Origin of the sequence: Streptomyces sp. WG7, assembly GCF_049975785.1 — a bacterium.
Taxonomy (GTDB): domain Bacteria; phylum Actinomycetota; class Actinomycetes; order Streptomycetales; family Streptomycetaceae; genus Streptomyces.
Window position 1 is genome coordinate 1 of record NZ_JBNGGE010000040.1, and the last position, 17,962, is coordinate 17,962.

The window sequence follows — 17,962 nt, forward strand, 5'->3', positions numbered from 1 at the left end:
TCGACCGCGAACCCGTGGTTGTGCGCGGTCACCTCGACCTTGCCGGTCGTACGGTCCTGCACCGGCTGGTTGATGCCGCGGTGGCCGTACTTCAGCTTGAAGGTGCCGAAGCCCAGCGCGCGGCCGAGGATCTGGTTCCCGAAGCAGATGCCGAAGAGCGGGGTGCCGCGCTCCAGGACGCCCTGCATGACGGAGACGGGGTGGTCGGCGGTGGACGGGTCGCCGGGGCCGTTGGAGAAGAAGACACCGTCGGGGTTGACGGCGTAGACGTCCTCGACGGTCGCCGTGGCGGGCAGCACGTGCACCTCGATGCCGCGCTCGGCCATCCGGCGCGGCGTCATGCCCTTGATACCGAGGTCGACGGCGGCGACGGTGAACCTCTTCTCGCCGATCGCCGGGACGACGTACGCCTCGGTGGTGGCGACCTCGGCGCACAGGTTCGCGCCCTTCATGTGCGGCTGCTCCCGTACACGTGCGACGAGGTCCGGCTCGGGCCCGATCGCCTCACCGGAGAAGACTCCCGCCCGCATGGCGCCGCGCTCGCGCAGGTGGCGGGTCAGCGCACGGGTGTCGATGCCGGAGATGCCGACCACGCCCTGCCTGACCAGTTCCTCGTCCAGCGAGCGTCTCGCCCGCCAGCTGGACGGCACGCGCGCGGGGTCGCGCACGACGTACCCCGCCACCCAGATCCGGCTCGATTCGTCGTCCTCGTCGTTCCAGCCGGTGTTGCCGATCTGCGGGGCGGTCGCGACGACGATCTGGCGGTCGTACGAGGGGTCCGTCAACGTCTCCTGGTAGCCGGTCATGCCCGTCGAGAACACCGCCTCGCCGAAGGCCGTCCCCAGCGCCCCGTACGCACGCCCCCGGAACGCCCGGCCGTCCTCCAGGACGAGTACGGCCGCAGCGGGTCCGCGGCCGCTCATCGGTCCAGTCCGCACGCCGGGCGGCCCCCGCCGCCGTGGACCGCGGTCTCGGGGGCGCACTCCAGGCGGAACTGGGCCGCCGTGCGCAGGACCGCCTTCTCGACCTCCCCGCTGGAGTCGCCGCGGAACCGGAAGCGGGCGCCGACGTGCTCGTAGCCGCCGACACGGGGGATGACCCGGCCGGCCTCGGGGACGACCACGGCGTACGGCGCCTCGGCGGGGTCCTGCGGGGCGGGCAGGTCGTGTCCGACCACCCGGCAGGGGGGCGGGACCGGGGACGGCACGAGCAGCCAGCCGCCGGTGCGCCACCGCTCGGGCACGGGGAGGTCGGGGGTCCGGCCGAGCTGGATGTCGGCGGCCGCCCGCATCAGGTCGATGCCGTGCACCTCCCGCCAGACGAACGGGATCTCCGCGCCGCCCACCCGGTAACCCGCCTCCAGGAACCGGATCGCGGGCCGGCCGTCGGCGCGGGTGCCGACGAACGCCTCCAGGTGGAAGACCCAGGGCTCGGAGCTGAGCGCGCCCGCGACCCGTGCGGTGAACTCGCCGAGCGGGTCCAGGAGTTCCGGGTCGTCGATCTCGACGGAGCCGAGTGCCTGGCCCTGGGTGAAGTCGACGCAGGTGTTGACGTAGCGCGAGGCCCGCCACGGTCCCAGGCGGTCACCCGTCCACAGGCCGTCGATGTGGACGATGTCGTCCGGGCAGTACTCCTGCACCAGGCGCGGTTCGGACGGCAGGGCCCGCAGCCGCGGCAGGTCGGCGGGCGAGTCGAGGCGTACGACGCCCCGGCTGGCGGTACCCCGGCGCGGCTTGACCACGACGGGCAGGCCGTGACGGTCGGCGAACGCGCGGACGGCGTGCTCGTCGGGGGCGTCCGCGAAGCGGGGGGTGGGTACGCGCGCGCCGGACACGAGCTGGTTCATGGTCAGTTTGTCGCGGAACCGGGCGAGCTCGGCCGGTGTCTGGCCGGCGCAGCCGAGGCGGTCGCGGATGACGGACGCGGTGTCGAGGTCACCCTCGTTGAGCGCCAGGAGCCGGGCGGGCGGGCCGAAGCGGGCGCGCAGTTCGGTCACCGCGCGCCAGACCGCCGCGGTGTCGTCGGTGGCGGGGACGACCAGGGCGGCCGCGGCGCCGGCGGGTACGGAGTCCAGGGCGAGGCGGGTGGTGACGTAGGTGACGCGGTGGGTGCGGTGGTCCAGGTAGTCCTCGTAGTGGGCGTGGCGGTCGCGCCAGCGGTGGAGGACGACGATGTGGTGGCTCATGCGCGCTCCGTTCCGGGCACGGCCAGGTCGCGGACCCGGCCCACGGCGTAGGTCGCCGAGACCACGGCGGCGCGGGCGGAGCCGAGGGCGTCGCGGCAGACGTCGAGGTCGGGCTCGGGCAGTCCGGCGACGATGTCGGTCGCGCAGTCGATCAGGTGGAGAGCGGCCCGGATCAGCGGCTGCTCGTCGGTGTACCGCTCCTCCACGAGCAGCCGGGCGGAGTTCAGCTGGGTGACGGGGTCCGGTGCGGGGCTACCCGCCGGGGCGGCGGAAGCGGCGATGGGGTTCACGGGCGGTTCCCTCCCAGTGGTCGGTGCGGGCCGGAGGCCTCGAGGGACGTCGCGGCCAGGCGGCGGTCGGGCGCACACGAAGGCGGGACCGGGCGGCCGGGCGCCGGCGGATGCGGGGCCCGGCCACCCGGCCGGAGTCGGAAGAAGGCGTGCTCAGCGCGTCTCGAAGCGGATCCTCGCGTTGACGGCCTCGGTCTTGGCCACGGCGTCGTCGGCATCCCGCCCGGACGCGATGGCATACCCGGAGACGCAGTCGGCGACGGTGAGCAGCGGGGGCACGGTCTCGCCCACGGCCTTGCCGATCACCGCGGCCACCTCGGTGTCCCGGAACTCGTCGAGGTAGGGCAGGAAGACGTACAGCACCTCGCCCTCGGGGATCCTGCGCACCTCGTCGGCGGCGTCCTCGGCGACCTCGACGGCGGTGACCGTGCCGGGCTCGGGGGTGAAGAACCGTACGGCAGCGCCGCCCAGCGGTTCGGGCGAGGTGGCGGGCAACGCGTCGATGCCGAGCGGAACGGTGAGGAACATCCGGTTCAGGTCCAGCCCGAAGGCCCGCCGGACCAGTTCGGGTGCGCCGCTGCCGGCCAGCCGGGCGTGCGACTCCAGGACCCGGGGGCCCTTCTCGGTCAGCACGAACTCGCTGTGCGAGGGGCCCTCGGTGAGGCCCACCGCGTCCAGCAGCTTCGGCGTGAGCTCGCGGAGCTCGGCGAGCCACGGCCGGGCGTACCGGCTGGGCGTGCTGACCTCCCATTCGACGTACCGCTCGTTCATGCGGTACTCGGAGTAGCCGATGGGCAGGTGACGGCCTTCGTAGGAGAAGGAGTCGACGCTGACCACCGGGCCGTCGAGGTACTCCTCGGCGATGACGGCGCTGATGTCCGCCTCGCGCAGTGCCTGCCAGGCCCGTTCGGCGTCCTCGGTGCCGTCCACGGGGTGGATGTGCAGGCTGGCCACACCGTCCACCGGTTTGACGATGATCCGTTCGCCGACCTCGGCGCGGAAGTCGGCTATCTCCGCGGCGCTGTTGACCATCCGGTAACGCACAGGGCTCAGGCCGTGCTTGTCGAGCAGTTCGCGGGTGAGCGCCTTGTCCTTGAGGGCGCGGGCGGTGGCCTCGGTGACACCGGGCAGGCCGAGCGAGTCGACGACGAACCCGGTGGACTCGGCGGCCGGTTCGGTGGTGGTGAGCACCCGGTCGAACGGCCGCTCGTCGTGCAGCGGCTTCAGTACGTCGAGGACGGCCTGACCGTCGGCGATGGGGACGTGCACGATGCGCTCGCAGTGCTCGGCGATGGCCGGGTCGTAGGCGCCCTCCTCATGGACGAGGACGACGTCGATGCCGAGCTGCTTGGCGCCGGCGATCGGGGCCGGGCGGCCGCCGACGACGGCCACGCGGTACTTGTTCATGGGGTTTCCTCCGTGCGGGTGTTCAGGACGGTCGGCGTCAGGCGGCGTAGCAGCGGCGCAGCCAGCGGGCGGTTGCGTCGGGGCGCGGGGTGAAGGCCTTGCGGCGGTGCAGCACCCGGTGGTTGTCGAAGATCATGAAGTCGCCGGTGTCCAGGACGAGTTCGGCAGCCGGGATGGTGGCCAGCGCCTCGCACCAGCTGTCCAGGGCGGTCCGGGCGCGGTCGGTGACGCCGCGGGTGGTGCCGCGGTCGTAGCGGGCGCGGTGGCGGCCCGTGCCGTCGGGTTCGAGGATCGCGGCCTCGCGCAGCGGGCCGGTGACCCCGCCGTCGTTGGAGTCCGGCGCGCCGACCTCGAACTGGGCGGTCTGCAGGATCTGCCGGGTATCGGCGTCCAGACGCACGACGACGTCGTCGAGCGCGGCGATCTCGGTGGGGACCTGCTCCTCGTTGCGTACCGCGTAGAAGGTCAGGTACGGCGGGGTGTAGAGACGAGGGTCGGAGCCCGGCCTGCCGAACGGCTGGTGGGGGTTGTCGGTGTGCCAGAAGAACTCCGAGTCGGCACCCCAGGAGCTGGTCGTGCCGCAGGCCGACGGGTTCGGTACGACGTTGCGGATGAGGTGGCCGTCGTTCTCGTAGGCGACGGCGAAGGGCGTGCCGCCGATCAGGCGGATCAGCCCCAGGTGGATGGCGTTGGTGACGGCCAGTTCGGGTTCGTTCCCGAAGCCGCTCACCGGGGTGGCGGGGAAGTCCTGGGCCGGCAGGTTGGACAGCACCAGGGCGTGCCGCGCGGCCGCGGTGAACACCTGGACGCTCTGCAGCACGTCACCGGGGAGATGGCGGCTGAGCGCGTACGCGCCGATGCCGGCGAGGATGGCGTCGTCGAGATCGGAGTCCAGTCGGGTCTCCGAGACGCGTTCCGAAATCTCCTTGTCCAGCAGGTCCCGGACGCTGTCGTCGATGCGGTGCCGGGCGAACTGGAGCAGGCTGGTCATCGTTTGTCCTCCGATCGGTCTTGGGCTCGTCTCCGCCGCTCGCCGTTCAGCGGGCCTGTGACGGGGCCGACGGGATCCAGTAGGTCGTCGTACCGGAGGGCCGGCTGCGGGCCAGGGGGTCCTTGACGACGCGGCCGAGCAGGCCGACGGGCGTCACTACGAGGCAGTAGACGAGGAAGAGCAGGAAGGTGCGCATGGGCGGTCCGTTCTCCCTGCACCCGGGCGGGGCGCCGGGGTACGTGAGGCGTGGTGGGACGTGGTGCTCAGTCGAGGGGGATCTCGGCGCGCCAGTCGTGCTCCTCCGACCAGGCGGGCTGGGCGCTCTTCTCCAGCAGGAAGCTGCCGAGCGCGAGCATGTCGATGTTGGTGCGCATGAAGCAGGTGTAGGCGTCGTCCGGGGTGTTCACGATGGGCTCGCCGCGCACGTTGAAGGACGTGTTGACCAGTACCGGGCAGCCGGTGCGGGCCTTGAAGGCGGTCAGCAGCCGGTGGTAGGCGGGGTTGCTGTGCTCGGTGACCGTCTGCACCCGCGCCGAGTGGTCGACGTGGGTGACGGCGGGGATGGTCGAGCGGTGCACCTTGAGCAGGTCGAGGCCGCCGGCACCGGCGCTGTCGGCGTCGAGCCGCTGGGCCGCCGTGACCTGGGAGACCACGAGCATGTACGGGCTCTCCTGCGGCAGGTCGAAGTAGTCGGTGGCGTCGGGAGCCAGCACCGCGGGCGCGAACGGGCGGAACGACTCACGGAACTTGATCTTCAAGTTCATGGTGGACTGCATGTCCGGGTTGCGCGGGTCCCCGATGATCGAGCGGGCCCCCAGGGCACGCGGCCCGAACTCCATACGGCCCTGGAACCAGCCGACGATCTTCCCTTCGGCCAGCCCTTCCGCGACCGCCTTGGCCAGCGTGTCGGGGTCCAGCCGCTGGTGCGGGATGCCGCGGGACTCCAGGTAGGCGGCGATCTCCTCGTCGTCGTAGCCCGGCCCGAGGAGCGAGCCGCTCATCGCGTCGCGTCCGGTGGCAAGGTGGTCGCGGCGCACCCCGCGTTCCATGGCGACGGCCTGGGCCGCGCCGAGCGCGCCGCCGGCGTCACCGGCGGCCGGCTGGATCCACACCTCGTCGAAGATCCCGGCGTCGATGATCTTGCCGTTGGCGACGCAGTTGAGGGCGACACCGCCCGCCAGGCACAGCTTGGACTCGCCGGTGCGTTCACGCGCGGTCCGCGCCAGCCGCAGCACGACCTCCTCGGTGACGGCCTGCACGGAGGCGGCGAGGTCGAACTCGCGCTCTGTGAGCGGGCCCTCGGGGTCTCGCCGGGGTCCGCCGAAGAGCTTTTCGAAGCCCCGGCCGGTCATCACCTGGCCGCGCAGGTACGCGAAGTACCGCATGTCCAGGCGGAAGGAGCCGTCGGCCTTGATGTCGATGAGCTGCTCGCGGATGAGGTTCGCGTAGCGGGGCCTGCCGTAGGGGGCCAGGCCCATCAGCTTGTACTCGCCGGAGTCGACCTTGAAGCCGCAGAAGTAGGTGAACGCCGAGTACAGCAGCCCCAGCGAGTGCGGGAAGCGCAGTTCCGCGAGGGGGGTCAGGTCGGTGCCGCGGCCGTGCCACAGGGTGGTCGTGGCCCATTCGCCGACGCCGTCGATGCACAGCACGGCGGCGGACTCGTAGGGGCTGGGGAAGAAGGCCGACACGGCGTGCGACTCGTGGTGGCGGCGCACGGACAGCCGCGGCACCCGGCCCAGGCCCAGGGCGGCGAGTTCGGCCCGCACCCGGTCGGCGGTGCGCAGCTTGCCGCCCGGCCCGAGCCAGGAGGGGAGGGTGTCGCGGAAGGACGCGAAGCCGGTCGGGGCGGCGCCGAGGAAGGTGGCCAGGACCCGGCGGAACTTCAGCCGCGGGTCCTCGTAGTAGGCGACGGCGGACACGTCGTCCAGGCGTGCGCCCGCTTCCTCGAGGCAGTAGCGAACGGCCGCCGAGGGGAAGGAGGGGTCGTGCCGCCGCCTGCTGAAACGTTCCTCTTGGGCAGCCGCGACAGGCACGCCGTCGGCGATCAGCGCCGCGGCGCTGTCGTGGTAGAAGGCCGACACTCCCAGGATCAGGTCAGACACCGCTGCGTTCCTCCACGGAATTGGTGTGCGGGTTGTGGTCCTTGCGATCGGGCGCTGCCTCATCCCCGCCGGCCGGCCAGCCGCCCGCGGCGGGCGGCCAGCCGGGCGCCCACGCCGCTCGGCGGGTTCAGCGAGCGGTAGCCCACCCGCACGCGCTGCCAGGTCTCCGCCCGGCCGCCTGGACCGGGGGTCTCGGGCAGGGCGGCCATAAGGGTGTCCACCGCGTCCGCGGCCCACGCGGAGTGCCCGGTGGCGACGTTGTCGATGGTGTTGTGGATGTCGACGAAGCGCGTGCTGAAGCCGTACGCCTTCAGCGCGAGCCGGGCCCGGCGGTAGGTGCCGCCGACTCCCGACAGCTCCATCGCCAGGTTCAGCCCGAGCACCTCGGGCAGGAACGTCCTCGGGAACCGGCCGACGCACAGCCAGTACACCGGCAGCTCGAACGACTCGTCCCGGAAGCCGGGCCAGCGGGCGAACTCCGCCGAGGCGGTGGGCGGCAGGTCGACGCCCATCTCCTCGAGGACGTCCCGGTAGATGAGCGGGTGGTTCAGCCGGGGCTCGCCGTTGCCGAGTTCGTCCCAGTACGTCTCGAAGAGCGAGTGCCCGATCTCCGAGGACGCCTGCTCGTAGTCGGTGAACCCCTGGAGCCAGCTGCCGTCGATCAGGGTCAGCGGCGCCGTCTGCACGGTGTCGTCGACGACGGCTTCCCGGGAGGGCAGCGGCACCTCGGCGTTCTCCTCGAACTCCGCCCCGTGCCGGTCGTGCCGGTCCTGGAGCCAGGGCCGCAGTCCTTCCCGTGTCCAGCGTTCCGGCAGCGGCATGGTCCGCTCGTCCATACCGTGCCGCGACCGGGCCAGCCAGCCGGCGACGTACCGCTTGGCCCAGGCCCGCAGCTCCGGGGTGTCGGTGCGGCGCATCAGCAGGGTGTAGGCCTCGCGTACGGAGGAAGGGGCGCGGCCCGGCGAGCGGTGGCCGGCGCGGAGGGCGGCGGCCACCGCGGCGGGAGCGGCGGGCGTGCCCTCCGTACGGGTCTCGGTGCGGGCGGGGCTCTGGGGTGCCGCCGGCAAGGAGTCGATCCACCGCCGGATGACGTTCAGGTCCTCCGGTGAGAACACCCGGAACATCGGCCCGCGCTCACCGACCAGCCCGCGCACCAGCGAGCTGGCGTGCGACCGGCCGGGCTTGACGAGTCTGCTGCGGGCCAGGGCGTCCAGCAGCGGGCCCGCGTCGGTACGGCACTCGGCGAGCCAGCGGGCGAGGGGCTTGCCCTCCAGCTGGAACTGGTGGTGGTACACGGAGCCCTCACGGGAGCGCTGCCGCATCAGTTCCGCCATGTCGAACGCCGGGTCTCCGGCCGCGACCAGCTCCGCGTACAGCGCCCCGGACCACTCGCGCAGCGCCCCCAGCGTCCAGGCGAAGCCCCGGCCCACCGCGGCCGCGGCCCGGTGGCCGCCCTCCTCGACCAGCTCGTCGACCAGGGCCCGGCACTGGAGCTCCGGCCGCTCCGCGACGTCGTCCCGCGGCACCGAGGGGTCCACCGCCTCCCAGTCGGTGCCGGCCGGACGGGCCAGCCTGACCATCCTGAGGGCGGGCAGCAGGCCGACCGTGCGCAGGCACAGGTCGGCGCCGAGCAGTTCGTCGCGGAACTCGTCCGGACGCCTGCTCATCGCCAGCAGCAGGCTGGGCAGCCGGAACGCCGTCTCGGGAATGCGCTGGTCGCCGGTGAGCCGGGCCGCCGGTACCGCGTGCTCCGCGAGCCGCAGCCTGCGCAGCAGCTCGAGGAAGGCGCTGCCCCGGGAGGCGTGCGGATGTCCGGCGCCCACGTCGGAGGCGTACAGCGCGAGGATCCGCAGCACCACGGGGACCTCGAAGTTGCCCGGCGCGCTCAGCCACTGCAGCCAGGCACCCGAGACGAGGGAGAGCGGGGAGCAGCCGAGGACGGCACGGCGTACCAGCACCTCCTCGTGCCCGGTGGGCCGGCCCTCCCGGTGCCCGGCGTCGAGCAGGCCTGTGAATCGTTTGCTTTCGGCCGCCGCCCAGTCGGCCGCCCGCACCACGAGGTCGTCGAGCGGGCCGTCCGCGACGGCCGCCCGGCGCAGTTCGGTGCGGACCTCCTCGACGAATCCGCCGTCCGGCAGCGATGCCTCGGGATCGGCGGCGTACGCGTACACGACCCGGGCGGGGCCGCCGTCGTCGTACATCCTTCTCCTTTCGAACGGCCTGTTTCTCCGCGGGAACGCGTCAGAACATGGGATAGATGGATGCGTCGTTCTTACGGTTGGCGCGCTTCTTGCGCCGGAACAGGACGTCCGCGAGCTTCCGCAGAAGGGACACGCGTCATCACCTTCTCTCAAGGGGAATTGCCAGAAGAACCGAAAGGGAAAAGGAGGGTCAGGAAAGTGCGAGCGTTTCGGCGAGAACGCGGGCCACCAGGTCGTAGCCGTGGTCGGTGTAGTGCGCCCTGTCCACGAAGATCCAGTCCCGTTCGGTGACCTCCTCGGCCACGACCGGGTTGAGGTCGACGTAGCGGATGCCGAGCTTCTCGCAGCCGGCCCGGAGCTGCTCGGAGAAGGCGCGGGCGACCTCCTTGCGGGAGATGTCGCCGTAGAGGGCCTCCCAGGTGCCCAGCTTGGAGATGTGGTCGATCTCGTCGAAGAGCAGCTGCTCCTGCGGCGCGTGCCGGTCCCGCATCCACAGCGCCATCGGCTGCAGTACGTACGTCAGCCGGGCCGCCGGCCCGGCCAGCCGCCGCCAGCTCTCCAGGTGGCGCAGGGTCAGCTCGGCGGCGGAGTCGATGACCGCCGGGATGTCGCGACGCACGTCGTCGTGGGTGGAGATGGTGCGGCGGCGCTCGGCGCGGCGGCCCAGGAGCTTGTTGCCGGCGGCCTTGCGGTTGCTCTCGCGGAGCTCCTCCATCTTGTCGAAGTACTCACCGCAGAACCAGAACGCGCCGTGGTCGCCCTGCTGCCACTCCGGCAGCCTGCCGACGGTCAGGTCGTTGAGCCCCGAGAAGACGACGATCTCCTCGATCTCCGGCAGCAGGTGGCGGTAGAGGGTGAACAGCAGCAGTTCCTGGGTCGAGTTGTAGCAGCGTCCGCCGAAGTTGAGCCACGGCGCGGACGGGGCGTGCTTGCCCCACAACCGGGAGGCGAGGGTGGTGGCATCACTGGTGGCGCCGATGCCGAGCACGGTGGAGCTGCCCGAGATCAACCGCACCGGACCGGCGGGCACGCGGCCGGCCGCGGAGGCCGTCTCTCCGTCCGGGCCGTGCGAGACGCGGAAGCCCGCCCGGTCCGTGTTGATGACGGAGGACCGGTAATCGGCCCGGTGGAAGTACATGAGGTAGGGCAGGTAGCGGGCTTCGCCGCGGTCGTCGAACCGCGCGTACTCCTGCATCTGGGGGGTCAGCTCGTCACGGTGGAGCTTCACGTGGTCGCACTCCTCGGCTGGTGCGGATGAGGGGGTGAGGGAGGTGGAAGGGGAAATCAGGCCTGGAAGGGCTGGTCAGGTCTGGAAGGGCTGGTCAGGCCTGCAAGGGGTGGTCAGGCCTGCAAGGGCTGGTCAGGCCTGGAACAGCGGGCCGCGGTGCAGCTTGTGCTGGGCCGCCTGGGCCAGCGGCCGGACCACGAGCCGGTCGACGTTGACGTGCTGGGGCAGCCCCACCGCCAGCGCGACGCATTCGGCGACGTCGTCCGCGGTGAGGGGACGGTCGACACCCTCGTAGACCGCCGAGGCCCGCTCCGCGTCGCCGCGCATCCGGTTGAGGGCGAACTCCTCGGTCATGACCATGCCGGGCGCCACCTCGATCACCCGGACGGGCTCGCCGCTCAGCTCCAGGCGCAGCGTCTCGGTGAGCGCGCGCTCGGCGTACTTGGCCGCGCAGTAGCCGCCGCCTCCCTCGTAGGCGGTGAAGGCCGCGGTGGAGGTCACGGTGACGACGGTGCCGCCCTGGCCGGCCCTGAGCAACGGCAGCAGGGCCTGGGTCACGCGCAGGGTTCCCAGCACGTTCACCGCGTACATCCGCTCCCAGTCCGCCGCGTCCGCCTCGGCCACGGATTCCGCCCCCAGGGCGCCGCCCGCGTTGTTCACCAGGACGTCGCAGGAGCCGAGTTCGGCGGCGAGACGCCGTACGGCCCCGTCGTCGGTGACGTCGAGCGGGTACGGTCGTGCGCCGGTCTCCTCGGCCAGCTGCCGTAGCCGCTGCGTACGGCGCGCGACGGCGACCACGTCGAATCCGTTCTTCGCCAGCCGGCGCGCCGTCGCCGCGCCTATTCCGCTGCTCGCCCCGGTCACCACGGCCGTTCCGGCCACCGACGCCACCGCCTTTCCACCCGTCCGGCATTCGATGCGGCCGAGGGACTTTCCGCAGCTGTCCTGTGGAATTCTCTCGGCCGTTCATCCGTGCGGTGGAATCCTCCCCACTCGGCGATGCGCGTTGAACCGTGCCCATTGTTCGGAACTCGGCAATGCGGAAACCCGCAGGGCAGACAAAAGGAACACGGGAAGGTGGGGCGGGTGCCTCGGCCGAGGCGTTCCGGGTCGACGGGCGCGGGCCGGCGAGAGGTGTGCGAACGCAACGGCCGGCCGGCGGCGGCCGGCTTCACCGCGACGGCTCCGGCCGGGGTTGTCGTGGCGGCCCGGGGACGCGCCGAGGGCCCAGGAGACGAGGATCGGCGCGGCGACGGCGCGCAGGACGCGGACGTACCGGGCGACGGAGGCGGGCCGGCCGCGGCCGGCCCGCCCCTACCCACCTTTTTGTGCGTACTTGGCAGCGCGCCCCTCTCCGCCGAAGCTGAAGGGGCGGGTGAACGTCAGGAGGCCGCGCGGGCGCCGATCTCCTGACCGCCCAGCTTGTCCAGCCGCCGGTGCCCCCAGTCGGAGAGAGGAGTAAGGGCCTCGGCGAGGTCGCGGCCGAACGCGGTCAGGGAGTACTCGGTCTTCAGCGGAAGCACGTCGTACACCCGCCGGTCCACCAGGCCGTCCGCCTCCATCTCGCGCAGCGCCTGGGTCAGCACCTTCTCGGTGAGGCCGGGCACCCGCCGGCGCAGTTCGGCCGGCCGGTGCGGGCCGGACTCCAGCATCCACAGCAGCGTGGTCTTCCACTTGCCCTCGATCACGGCGATCGCAGCGGTCACCCCGCAGACGTTCGGATCGTGGCGCCGGTGCGCCATGCCGTACCCCCTTCATCAGCGATTACCCGATCACCCAGCAATTACTCAGTACGTTACGGGAGTTGAAGCATGTCCGTGCACACCGACCAGTCCCCCGCCGCCGTCACCGTACTCGGGCTCGGCCCGATGGGCCGGGCGCTGGCCGCCGCGTTCCTGGACGCCGGCCTGCGCACCACCGTCTGGAACCGCACCCCGGGCCGGGACGGCGACCTCGTCGCCCGGGGCGCGGTCGCGGCGGCGTCGGCCGCGGAGGCGGTCGCCGCCTCCCCGCTGACGGTCGTCTGCGTCGTCAACTACGACGCCTCGGACGCCGTACTGCGCCAGGAGGACGTCACCGCCGCCCTCAAGGGCCGCACCGTCGTGAACCTGAGCGCCGACACCCCCGACCGCGCCCGGGACACGGCCGAGTGGGCCGGCCTGCACGGCATCCGCTACCTGGACGGCGCGATCATGACCCCGACCCCGACCATCGGCACGCCCGACGCCGTGTTCCTGCACAGCGGCCCCGAGGAGCTGTACCGGGAGCACCAGCCCGTGCTGGCGGCGCTCGGCGGCACCCACACCCACCTCGGTGAGGACGCCGGACGGGCCGCGGCCTACGACGTCGCGCTGCTCGACATCTTCTGGACGGCGATGGGGGGCTTCGTCCACGCCCTCGCCGTGGCCCGCGCGGAGGGCGTCACCGGTGCGGAGCTCGCCCCGTTCGCCCAGGGCATCGCCGCGATCCTGCCGCCCCTGTTCACCGAGTTCGCCGCCGACACGGACGCCGGGACGTACTCGGGCGAGCTGAACCCGATCACCTCGGCCGCCTCGACCATGGCCCACGTCGTCCACGCCTCCGAGGCGCACGGCATCGACGCCAGCCTGATGCGCGTGATCGAGGGGCAGGCCCGGCGGGTCATCGCGCTCGGGCACGGCACGGACGGGTTCACCCGCGTCGCCGAGGTGATCGCCCGGCGCTGACCCCCGGAGTCCGTCGGAGCCGACCCGCCCGGAGCCCGTCGGAACGACAAGGGCCGCCGGGAGCCCGTCGGGACGACAGGGGCCCGCCGGGAGCCCGTCGGGACGACAGGGGCCCGCCAGGAGCCCGTCGGAACGACAGGGCCCGCCGGGAGCCCGTCGGACTGTGTCGCGCATCACATCCGCCCCATGTCACGTCCGGGCCGCCTGCTCCCATCTGGTGGGCGTCTGCAAGCGAGCCGAGGAGGACGGAACGATGAGCGCACAGCAGAAGACCGGCACGGAGACCGCGCACCACGTGGTGATCCTGGGGGCGGGATACGCGGGCATGGCCGCGGCTGTCCAGCTCGCGGCCCGGGTACGGCGGCGCGAGGGGGTGCGGGTGACCGTGGTGGACGCGCAGGAACGGTTCACCGAGCGCATGCGGCTGCACATGACGGCGACCGGGCAGCCACTCGCCGAGCTGAGCATCCCGGAGCTGCTGGAGGGCACGGGCGCGCGGTTCTCGCGCGGCTGGGTCACCGCGGTGGACGCGGACGCGAGGACCGTGCGGATCGACGACGACCGGGTGCTGCACTACGACACGTTGGTGTACGGGCTGGGCGGGGTCGCCGACACGTCGGCGGTGCCGGGTGTCGAGGACCACGCGTACACCCTGAGCAGTGCCCAGGACGCCGAGTTGCTGGCCGACCGGCTGGCACGGCTCGACAGCGGCACGGTGGTGGTCGCGGGCAGCGGGCTGACCGGCGTCGAGTCGGCCGCGGAGATCGCCGAGCGGCACCCGGAGCTGAACGTCGTGCTGCTGGGCCGGGCCGAGCCCGGTGCGACCATGAACCCGAAGGCCAAGGCGTACGTGCAGGCCGCGCTCGACCGGCTGGGCGTCCAGGTACGCGCCGGGGTCGAGGTGGCCAAGGTGCTGCCCGACACGGTCGAGCTGGCGGGCGGGGAGACCATCGCCGCCGACGCGGTGCTGTGGACGTGCGGTACTCGGGTGTCGCCGCTGGCGGCCGCCGCCGGGCTGGCCGTCGACGAGCGCGGACGCGTCGTCACCGACGCCGCGCTGCGGTCGGTGTCCCACCCGGAGGTGTACGCGATCGGCGACGCGGCCGCGATCCGCCAGGGGTACGGCGTCATGCACGGCACCTGCCAGGGCGGCATGCCGACCGGGGTGCACGCCGCGCTGTCGATCGACCGGGTACTCAGGGGGAAGCAGCCCAAGCCGTTCCGCTTCGGCTACTACCACACGCCGGTGAGCCTGGGACGCGGTGACGCCGTGGTGCAGTTCACACGCCCCGACGACAGCCCCCGCCGGATCTGCCTGACGGGCCGCACGGCCGTCCGGTACAAGGAGACGGTGACTGCCTCGCCCTGGCCGACGTACGGCCGTATGAAGAAGATGCCCGCCTCGGGCGCGTTCTGGCCCCGCGGAGGTCGCTTCACCCGCGTCCGGGAGGCCCGATGACCAACCTGACCGCCCACCCCGGCCATCAGGTCTTCCACGAGCACCGGCGGCTGCTGTTCTCCGTGGGCTACCGCCTCCTCGGCAGCGCCGCCGATGCCGAGGACGTGGTCCAGGACGCCTGGATCAAGTGGTCCGCCGCGGACCGCTCGCAGGTGGCCGACCCCAAGGCGTACCTGACGCGCATCGTCTCGAACCTGGCACTGGAACGGCTGCGCTCCACCCGGCACAAGCGGGAGACCTACGTGGGGCCGTGGCTGCCGGAGCCCATCCTCACCGGCGGGGATGCCGCCGAGGCCGTCACGGACGCCGAGTCGGTGTCGATGGCCATGATGGTGGTGCTGGAGACGCTCAGCCCGCTGGAGCGCGCGGTGTTCGTGCTGAAGGAGGTCTTCGACTTCAGCCACGCCGAGATCGCCGAGGCGGTGGAGCGTTCCGAAGCCGCGGTGCGGCAGGCCGCGCACCGGGCCCGCGAGCACGTGCGGGCCCGGCGACCGCGCTTCGCCGCCGACCGGTCGCGGCAGCGCGAGGCCACCGAGCGGTTCTTCGCCGCCGCGACCGGCGGGGACGTCAACGCCCTGATGGAGCTGCTCTCCCCGGACGTCACCCTGTGGACCGACGGCGGCGGCAAGGTCCGCCAGGCCCTGCGCCCGGTCGTGGGCGCGGCCACGGTGGCCTCCTGGTTCGCGGCCATCGGCACCGTCACCTACCAGGGCATCGAGCCCGCCGACATGAAAGCCGAACTCGTCGGGATCAACGGTGGGCCGGGCATGGTGTTCAGCGGGCCGGGTCGCGTGATCGCCACCGTCACCTTCGACTTCGACGCCGACGGCCGTATCACCGCCATCCACAACGTGGCCAACCCGGACAAACTACAGGCCGTCACCGACGGCACCACGTACGACATCGGGACGCGGTGAGCGTCGTCACCAGCGCGTCTCCGATCTCGTCGTCCGCCTCCGCCACCGCCTCCGCCACCGCCACCGTCGTCGGCGGCCGGGCGAGTCGAGAAAGGCGCCGGCCGCCGCCCGGACCGGGAGGGCCTCGCCGGCCGGCGCCTGCACGACGGTGGGCACCGCTTCCCCCTCGCCACGGACGACAGGGCCGCTTCACGTGCCGGCCGGGCGGCGCCGCGCACCTCCCGGCGCCGCCCGGCCGGTCCGGCTACGGCGCCTCCCGTTCGCGGTGCCAGCGGGCCAGGTCCGCCACGATCTGCGCGCGGCTCGGTACGTTCTCCAGCCCGAGGGGCTCGGCCGCGGCGCCCAGCACCTCCTGCAGTCGCCGCGCGGCGGCCCGCAGGGCCGGCCGGTCGGGCCCCGGGGCGTCCCCGAGGGAGAGCGCCACCCGGATGACGTCGGTGAAGAGGGACTGCACCCTCTTGAAGGCGAGGAGGCGCCGCAGGTCCGACGCGTATCCGTACGAGCTTCCCTCGCGGACCTCCTCGACGGCCGTGCACCACGCCTGGACCATCCTCCGCTCCTGACGCACCGGATACCGCATGAGGTGGAGGTGGGTCGCCAGGTCGTAGAGGGGGTCACCGAACAGCGCCAGCTCCCAGTCGATCGTCCAGAGGCGCTGCTGCGGGTCGACGATGAGGTTCTTCCGGTGCAGGTCCGCGTGGAGGAGGCAGAAGGGGCGCTTCCGCAGCCCGGCCACGTGCTTCCTGAGCCGGTCGAACGCGTCGTCCGGCACGCCCAGCGCGCGGTAGAGGGAACCGAACTCGGCGCGGTTCTGCTCGTAGACCTGCTGCTCGGCGAAGACGGTCAGCCACTCCAGGAACCCGCCGCTGTCCCCGTCCTCCGAGTGGTTCCGCGCACCGCGGCGTCGTTCCACCCCCAGCGTGCCCGGCGTGATCCGCGCCAACTGGCCGAACAGCGCCACGATCTGCCCGAGGATCACCGCGGGCACCCGCCGTCCCGGCGCGTGCGACGCGGCGAGCGTACGTCCCTCGATGAACGTCTGCACGCTCAGGCCGCCCTCGCTCGCGAGCACCGCGGGCACCCGCTCGACCCGCCCGCTCAGGGAGCGCAGCAGAGCGTCCTCCGACTCGAAGTACCGGCGGTCGAACCACAGCACGGACCGGCGTGGCTCCCTGAACTTCACCTTCGTCCCGTCGAGCAGGGGGACCACATAGGACTCGTGGTGGTATCCGCTGAGCGGGCCCGTGACCAGGCTCGCGTCGCCGCTCACCGCCACCGCTCGCCTGCGGGCCGCGGAGAACCGTGCCGGTGTCATCCCCTGTGCTCTGCCCGTCCTGGTGGAGCCGATGGGGCGATGGGACGGGGCACCCTGCCGCACCGTTCCGTGTCGTCTTTGTCCGCCCGTACTCCGTGGGGCAGACTGCCGCGGTGACCGACACGGGATTCGGGCGGGAAGCCACCGAGAGCCAGGCCCGGCTGCTGCGCACGGTCGGGTCCGCGCGCGTGGTGCTGTTCGACTTCGACGGCCCCGTCTGCGATCTCTTCGGGGGCGCGGCGACAGCGGATGTGGCCGAGCACGTCAAGCAGGCGGCCCGGCAACACTGGGGACCTCTCGACCCCTCGGTCGAGGAGTGCCACGACTCCCACGGAATCCTCCGTCCGCTCAGGGACATGTACGAACGATCCGTACCCAAACCGAGCGCCCGCCCGCTGGAACTCGCGGAAGCCGCGGTCACGGCCCGGGAATGGGACGCCGTGCGCACAGCGCCCCCCACGGATCATCTGCACACCCTCGTGGGCCTGCTCCTCGACCTCGGCATGCGCCTGGCCGTCGTCAGCAACAACGCGGAGGAGCCCATCCTGGCCTGGCTCGGCCGTCTCGGACTGGGCCCGGAGTTCGACGGGGTGTTCGGCCGCTCCCCGCACGACGCGCGGCTGATGAAGCCGCATCCGGACTGCGTGCACCGAGCCCTGCGCCACCTCGCGGTGCCCGCCTCCGACTGCCTGCTCGTCGGGGACCAGCTCACCGACCTCGAGGCGGCCCGGTCGGCCGGGACCGGTTTCCTCGGCCTCACACGGCATGCGGAACGCGCACGGCTGATGCGGCAGAACGGCGCGGACGCGGTGGTCCCCTCGTATCTCCCGGTCGTACGGGCCGTAGGTGAGCTCCTGGCCTGTGGGTGACGGCCCCCGGCCGGCACGGGCCTCGCGGCGCTCGCGGTGGTCACGGCCTCGCGGTGGTCGCGGTGGTCACGGCCTCGCGGTCGTCGCGGGCCTATCGGTCGTCACGGCCCTCGCGGTCGTCGCGGCCCTCGCGGCCCTCGCGGTCGTCGCGGGCCTATCGGTCGTCACGGCCCTCGCGGTCGTCGCGGCCCTCGCGGTCGTCGCGGGCCTATCGGTCGTCACGGCCCTCGCGGTCGTCGCGGGCCTATCGGTCGTCACGGCCCTCGCGGGCCTATCGGTCGTCACGGCCCTCG

Annotated in this window: 16 protein-coding genes; 4 read left to right on the plus strand and 12 right to left on the minus strand. The window is 72.6% G+C overall.

Features of this window, described 5'->3' with window-relative positions; genetic code table 11:
* The 11 genes from carA to ACP4J0_RS29740 all read right to left on the minus strand — a co-directional run.
* A partial coding sequence (gene carA / locus ACP4J0_RS29690; protein WP_426601807.1) for a glutamine-hydrolyzing carbamoyl-phosphate synthase small subunit occupies positions 1 to 923 on the minus strand: 923 nt, incomplete at its 3' end.
* Positions 920 to 2,185, minus strand: a complete 1,266-nt coding sequence (locus ACP4J0_RS29695) for an ATP-grasp domain-containing protein (RefSeq protein ID WP_426601808.1) — start codon at positions 2,183 to 2,185, stop codon at positions 920 to 922. The genes carA and ACP4J0_RS29695, both read right to left, overlap by 4 nt.
* Positions 2,182 to 2,475, minus strand: coding sequence for a hypothetical protein (locus ACP4J0_RS29700; RefSeq protein WP_426601809.1), 294 nt, complete (start codon positions 2,473 to 2,475; stop codon positions 2,182 to 2,184). Before ACP4J0_RS29700 ends, ACP4J0_RS29695 begins: the two co-directional genes overlap by 4 nt.
* 153 nt (positions 2,476 to 2,628) lie before the next feature.
* Complete coding sequence (locus ACP4J0_RS29705) at positions 2,629 to 3,882, minus strand: ATP-grasp domain-containing protein (protein WP_426601810.1); 1,254 nt, start codon at positions 3,880 to 3,882, stop codon at positions 2,629 to 2,631.
* Positions 3,883 to 3,919: 37 nt separating this feature from the next.
* Positions 3,920 to 4,873, minus strand: a complete 954-nt coding sequence (locus tag ACP4J0_RS29710; RefSeq protein ID WP_426601811.1) for a TauD/TfdA family dioxygenase — start codon at positions 4,871 to 4,873, stop codon at positions 3,920 to 3,922.
* Positions 4,874 to 4,919: 46 nt separating this feature from the next.
* Complete coding sequence (locus ACP4J0_RS29715) at positions 4,920 to 5,069, minus strand: hypothetical protein (protein WP_426558477.1); 150 nt, start codon at positions 5,067 to 5,069, stop codon at positions 4,920 to 4,922.
* A gap of 67 nt (positions 5,070 to 5,136) precedes the next feature.
* Complete coding sequence (locus ACP4J0_RS29720) at positions 5,137 to 6,975, minus strand: carbamoyltransferase family protein (RefSeq protein WP_426601812.1); 1,839 nt, start codon at positions 6,973 to 6,975, stop codon at positions 5,137 to 5,139.
* A gap of 59 nt (positions 6,976 to 7,034) precedes the next feature.
* Positions 7,035 to 9,176, minus strand: a complete 2,142-nt coding sequence (locus tag ACP4J0_RS29725) for an iron-containing redox enzyme family protein (RefSeq protein ID WP_426601813.1) — start codon at positions 9,174 to 9,176, stop codon at positions 7,035 to 7,037.
* Between the two features lie 190 nt (positions 9,177 to 9,366).
* Complete coding sequence (locus tag ACP4J0_RS29730) at positions 9,367 to 10,404, minus strand: SGNH/GDSL hydrolase family protein (RefSeq protein ID WP_426601814.1); 1,038 nt, start codon at positions 10,402 to 10,404, stop codon at positions 9,367 to 9,369.
* A gap of 132 nt (positions 10,405 to 10,536) precedes the next feature.
* Positions 10,537 to 11,286 carry an SDR family oxidoreductase gene (locus ACP4J0_RS29735; RefSeq protein WP_426601815.1) on the minus strand — a complete coding sequence of 250 codons (750 nt, stop codon included), beginning with the start codon at positions 11,284 to 11,286 and terminating at the stop codon, positions 10,537 to 10,539.
* Positions 11,287 to 11,786: 500 nt separating this feature from the next.
* Complete coding sequence (locus ACP4J0_RS29740; RefSeq protein WP_426601816.1) at positions 11,787 to 12,146, minus strand: winged helix-turn-helix transcriptional regulator; 360 nt, start codon at positions 12,144 to 12,146, stop codon at positions 11,787 to 11,789.
* A gap of 69 nt (positions 12,147 to 12,215) precedes the next feature.
* Between ACP4J0_RS29740 and ACP4J0_RS29745 the strand changes: the two genes are divergently transcribed.
* The 3 genes from ACP4J0_RS29745 (at position 12,216) to ACP4J0_RS29755 (ending at position 15,485) form a co-directional block, all read left to right on the plus strand.
* On the plus strand, positions 12,216 to 13,109 hold the full coding sequence (locus ACP4J0_RS29745) for an NAD(P)-dependent oxidoreductase (protein ID WP_426601817.1): 894 nt from the start codon (positions 12,216 to 12,218) through the stop codon (positions 13,107 to 13,109).
* Between the two features lie 253 nt (positions 13,110 to 13,362).
* Entirely contained in the window at positions 13,363 to 14,568 is a 1,206-nt protein-coding gene (locus ACP4J0_RS29750; protein ID WP_426601818.1) for an NAD(P)/FAD-dependent oxidoreductase, read from the plus strand.
* Positions 14,565 to 15,485: an RNA polymerase sigma-70 factor gene (locus ACP4J0_RS29755; protein ID WP_426601819.1), complete on the plus strand. Its 921-nt coding sequence runs from the start codon at positions 14,565 to 14,567 to the stop codon at positions 15,483 to 15,485. The genes ACP4J0_RS29750 and ACP4J0_RS29755 overlap by 4 nt, the downstream gene beginning before the upstream one ends.
* A gap of 244 nt (positions 15,486 to 15,729) precedes the next feature.
* On the opposite strand, the gene ACP4J0_RS29760 is transcribed toward ACP4J0_RS29755, so the two are convergent.
* Positions 15,730 to 16,800 carry a phosphotransferase family protein gene (locus tag ACP4J0_RS29760; protein ID WP_426601820.1) on the minus strand — a complete coding sequence of 357 codons (1,071 nt, stop codon included), beginning with the start codon at positions 16,798 to 16,800 and terminating at the stop codon, positions 15,730 to 15,732.
* Positions 16,801 to 16,913: 113 nt separating this feature from the next.
* On the opposite strand from ACP4J0_RS29760, the gene ACP4J0_RS29765 reads away from it, so the two are divergent.
* Positions 16,914 to 17,669 carry an HAD family hydrolase gene (locus ACP4J0_RS29765; RefSeq protein ID WP_426601821.1) on the plus strand — a complete coding sequence of 252 codons (756 nt, stop codon included), beginning with the start codon at positions 16,914 to 16,916 and terminating at the stop codon, positions 17,667 to 17,669.
* Positions 17,670 to 17,962 lie beyond the last annotated feature (293 nt).

Bases quoted from the DNA above. Each gene is read 5' to 3' on its own strand.
- ACP4J0_RS29695 (WP_426601808.1), bottom strand. From the start codon at position 2,185: ATGAGCCACCACATCGTCGTCCTCCACCGCTGGCGCGACCGCCACGCC.
- ACP4J0_RS29705 (WP_426601810.1), bottom strand. From the start codon at position 3,882: ATGAACAAGTACCGCGTGGCCGTCGTCGGCGGCCGCCCGGCCCCGATC.
- ACP4J0_RS29710 (WP_426601811.1), bottom strand. From the start codon at position 4,873: ATGACCAGCCTGCTCCAGTTCGCCCGGCACCGCATCGACGACAGCGTC.
- ACP4J0_RS29715 (WP_426558477.1), bottom strand. From the start codon at position 5,069: ATGCGCACCTTCCTGCTCTTCCTCGTCTACTGCCTCGTAGTGACGCCC.
- ACP4J0_RS29725 (WP_426601813.1), bottom strand. From the start codon at position 9,176: ATGTACGACGACGGCGGCCCCGCCCGGGTCGTGTACGCGTACGCCGCC.
- ACP4J0_RS29740 (WP_426601816.1), bottom strand. From the start codon at position 12,146: ATGGCGCACCGGCGCCACGATCCGAACGTCTGCGGGGTGACCGCTGCG.
- ACP4J0_RS29745 (WP_426601817.1), top strand. From the start codon at position 12,216: ATGTCCGTGCACACCGACCAGTCCCCCGCCGCCGTCACCGTACTCGGG.
- ACP4J0_RS29750 (WP_426601818.1), top strand. From the start codon at position 13,363: ATGAGCGCACAGCAGAAGACCGGCACGGAGACCGCGCACCACGTGGTG.
- ACP4J0_RS29755 (WP_426601819.1), top strand. From the start codon at position 14,565: ATGACCAACCTGACCGCCCACCCCGGCCATCAGGTCTTCCACGAGCAC.
- ACP4J0_RS29760 (WP_426601820.1), bottom strand. From the start codon at position 16,800: ATGACACCGGCACGGTTCTCCGCGGCCCGCAGGCGAGCGGTGGCGGTG.